Origin of the sequence: Vibrio sp. 10N.222.48.A3 (assembly GCF_041475345.1) — a bacterium.
Taxonomy (GTDB): Bacteria; Pseudomonadota; Gammaproteobacteria; order Enterobacterales; family Vibrionaceae; genus Vibrio; species Vibrio tasmaniensis_A.
Window position 1 is genome coordinate 1 of the sequence record NZ_JBFRVX010000165.1, and the last position, 3,460, is coordinate 3,460.

2 protein-coding genes are annotated in these 3,460 nt (G+C 47.4%); one reads left to right on the top strand and one right to left on the bottom strand.

The window, feature by feature from the left end:
• Window positions 1–136 precede the first annotated feature (136 nt).
• A complete protein-coding gene (locus tag AB4653_RS06030; protein WP_102257551.1) occupies window positions 137–2,467 on the top strand; it encodes a Tex family protein in 2,331 nt (776 codons plus the stop codon).
• Between the two features lie 252 nt (window positions 2,468–2,719).
• Here AB4653_RS06030 and AB4653_RS06035 read toward each other — a convergent pair whose 3' ends face one another.
• Window positions 2,720–3,193, bottom strand: coding sequence for a hypothetical protein (locus tag AB4653_RS06035; protein WP_009848010.1), 474 nt, complete (start codon window positions 3,191–3,193; stop codon window positions 2,720–2,722).
• Window positions 3,194–3,460: the final 267 nt, after the last annotated feature.

Here is a 3,460-nt window from a genome sequence, read left to right on the forward strand (position 1 = left end):
TGTGAGAGATCTCGCACAAAGCGGATATCACAAACGGAAATTGGACTTCTGACAGGATAATTACACAGTCAAAGCTAGAAAAAGCGTACGCTCACCCCCATGTATTTGTCATGATATTAAATAAGAGATTCATCGGATGAGCCAAGCTATCTGTCGACTGATTGCTGAAGAACTGAATGTTCGTTCAGAGCAAGTCACCGCCGCAGTAAACCTAATTGACGACGGTAACACCGTTCCCTTTATTGCCCGCTACCGTAAAGAAGTCACGGGTGGCTTAGACGATACCCAACTACGCAACCTTGATAGTCGCCTTTCATACCTTCGCGAACTAGACGATCGTCGCCAAACTATCCTGAAATCGATTCAAGACCAAGGCAAGCTCACGCCAGAACTGGAGCGTGATATCACTCAAGCCGACAGCAAGACGCGCCTTGAAGATTTATACCTGCCATACAAACCAAAGCGTCGTACCAAAGGTCAAATCGCAATCGAAGCAGGCTTAGAGCCACTTGCCGATACACTTTGGAATGAACCACAGCACGATCCTGAAACCGAAGCAGCTAACTTCATCAGCAGCGATAAAGGCATTGCTGATACTAAAGCCGCACTCGATGGGGCACGTGCAATCGTGATGGAGCGTATTGCAGAAGACGCAAACCTACTTGAAAAGATTCGCCAACATCTAACTCGTAACTCTGAGCTCGTTTCACGTGTCGTGGCAGGCAAAGAACAAGCTGGCGAGAAGTTCAAAGACTACTTCGAACACAACGAAACACTCAACAAAGTGCCTTCTCACCGTGCGCTTGCTATGTTGCGAGGCCGAAATGAAGGCTTCCTAACGCTGGCAATGAATGCAGACCCTGAACAAGAAGAAGGTGTACGCGGTTCTTACTGCGAGAACATCATCTCTGATCACTACAGTATTACCCTAAGCAGCGCTCCTGCGGATGCATGGCGTAAACAAGTGATTAGCTGGGCATGGCGTATCAAGGTTTCTATGCACATGGAAACTGAGCTTATGGGCGCGATGAAAGAACGCGGTGAAATCGAAGCGATTGAGGTGTTCGCAACCAACCTTAAAGACTTGTTGATGGCTGCGCCTGCTGGCCCTCGAGCAACTTTGGGCTTGGATCCGGGTTTACGTACTGGTTCGAAAATCGCCGTGGTGGATTCAACAGGTAAGGTTCTGGCAACAGAGACCATTTACCCTCACCCACCACAGAAGCAATACGACAAATCTGCACACGTGGTTGAGCAGATGGTTCGCCAGTTCAATGTTGATTTGATTGCGATTGGTAATGGTACCGCTTCACGCGAAACAGACAGCTTTGTTGCTGATGTGATTAAACGCGGCAACCTAACAGCACAAAAAATTATTGTCAGCGAAGCGGGCGCATCGGTTTATTCCGCGTCTGAGCTAGCGGCAAAAGAGTTCCCGAACATGGATGTCTCGATTCGAGGTGCGGTGTCTATTGCGCGTCGTCTACAAGATCCACTGGCAGAGCTTGTGAAGATTGACCCTAAATCGATCGGTGTGGGCCAATACCAACACGATGTGAGCCAAACCATGCTTGCTAAGCGCCTAGACGCGATTGTCGAAGACTGTGTAAACGCCGTTGGTGTTGATGTGAATACCGCTTCTGCCGCGCTTCTGACTCGTGTCGCTGGTCTTTCTAGCACCATCGCTCAAAACATCGTCGACTTCCGTGATGAGAATGGTCGTTTCGAAGCGCGTACTACCTTGAAAAAAGTCGCTCGTTTAGGACCAAAAGCCTTTGAACAGTGTGCTGGCTTCCTACGTATCATGGATGGTAAGAACCCGCTAGACGCATCATCGGTTCACCCAGAAGCTTACCCATTGGTGAAAACCATCGCCGAGAAAAACCACAAAGACATCAAATCTCTGGTAGGTAACACAGACTTCTTACGTGGCTTACATGCGGTTGATTACACTAATGAGAATTTTGGTGTACCGACAGTAACCGACATCATCAAAGAGCTGGATAAACCGGGGCGAGATCCTCGTCCTGAGTTCAAGACGGCAACGTTCGCCGATGGCGTAAATAGCATGTCTGACTTAGAACCCGGTATGATCTTAGAAGGCGTGGTTTCAAACGTGGCTAACTTCGGTGCGTTCGTAGATATTGGTGTTCACCAAGACGGCTTGGTACACATTTCAGCACTGACCGATCGCTTTGTCTCTGACCCACGAGAAGTGGTGAAAGCGGGTGATATCGTGAAAGTGAAGGTGATGGAAGTGGATGTTCAGCGTAAACGTATTGCACTAAGCATGCGCATGAAAGATGAGCCTGGACAAGATAACCGCGCACAACGTTCAAGTGCACCTCGCACACAAAACCGCCCGAACCAAAACTCACAAGGTGGACAACGCCGTCGTGAGGAACCACAACAAAACGCGGCGATGGGTGGTGCATTCGCTGCTGCTTTTGCAAAAGCGAAAAAGTAATCCGTTAACTCGTCTGCAAAACAGATATGCTTAAAACAGAAAACCTGCATCCCTTAGGGGTATGCAGGTTTTTTTATTATGTGTTCAAAAAAGACATCGAAGCTTGGTTGTATTCTTCGTGCTTATACTCAAAATAATTGGAGTTGCAGCTAGGCAACAAGTAAGTTCATCCCTATGAGCATAGAGGTTCTATGTGATTAGGGTGAACTTACGCAGTTAACAACACTGCAGCTTCAAGTATGAAGAGTATAACTATAATACGACTAACATCTCTGATGGAGCATGAGGCGCAACAGCATGACCATAATGATATTTTATGACCTTACGTCGTTTCTCCATCTGTCCCTCCTGAATCGCCGCATCTAAAACATGCTTTGGCAGGCGGAAACGCATGGTATAGCCCTTTCCTTGATCAGCACTGTATGTTCTCAGAGCCAATAAGCTGAACAGCCTGTCAAAAGGATCTTGTGGCTTTTCATGGCTAACCGAATTGGCCTCTGACTCGTTCTCCATTTCATAACCTGGATGGTCTGAAGGATCCCAAGCCGACTGCTGCCTTCGTTTATCGTCTGATTTTACCTTACGCTCTGCATTGGTTCTCGCCAATGCTACTGCGGGAGCAACAGGTTCTCGGACTCTATTATCACGCGCAACTTGCTCTGTTTGCACATTAACGGACGGGGCGATTAGTGGCACACTTACTGCAGTTGCAGGTGACACAATCATCGCGAACTCTCCTCAAGAATCGCCCATCTCTGTTGCCATAACGCTGTCGTACTGAGTCAGCACAACAGGCATAGCCCAACTTACCGCAATCAACTCATGAGAGAGTTAGGTCTGAGTATCATGCAATGCCTTGGTGTTATACCAATCGTAGTAAATAACTGCTCATCCTAGCTTGTTAAAATGCTCGATAACGGCGTTAGAACTTTTGATTGTAGAATAACTACTTATCAAAACTACTTGTCAAAAAAAAGCAGCCTTGTTCTCAAG

Bases quoted from the DNA above. Each gene is read 5' to 3' on its own strand.
- AB4653_RS06030 (WP_102257551.1), top strand. From the start codon at position 137: ATGAGCCAAGCTATCTGTCGACTGATTGCTGAAGAACTGAATGTTCGT.
- AB4653_RS06035 (WP_009848010.1), bottom strand. From the start codon at position 3,193: ATGATTGTGTCACCTGCAACTGCAGTAAGTGTGCCACTAATCGCCCCG.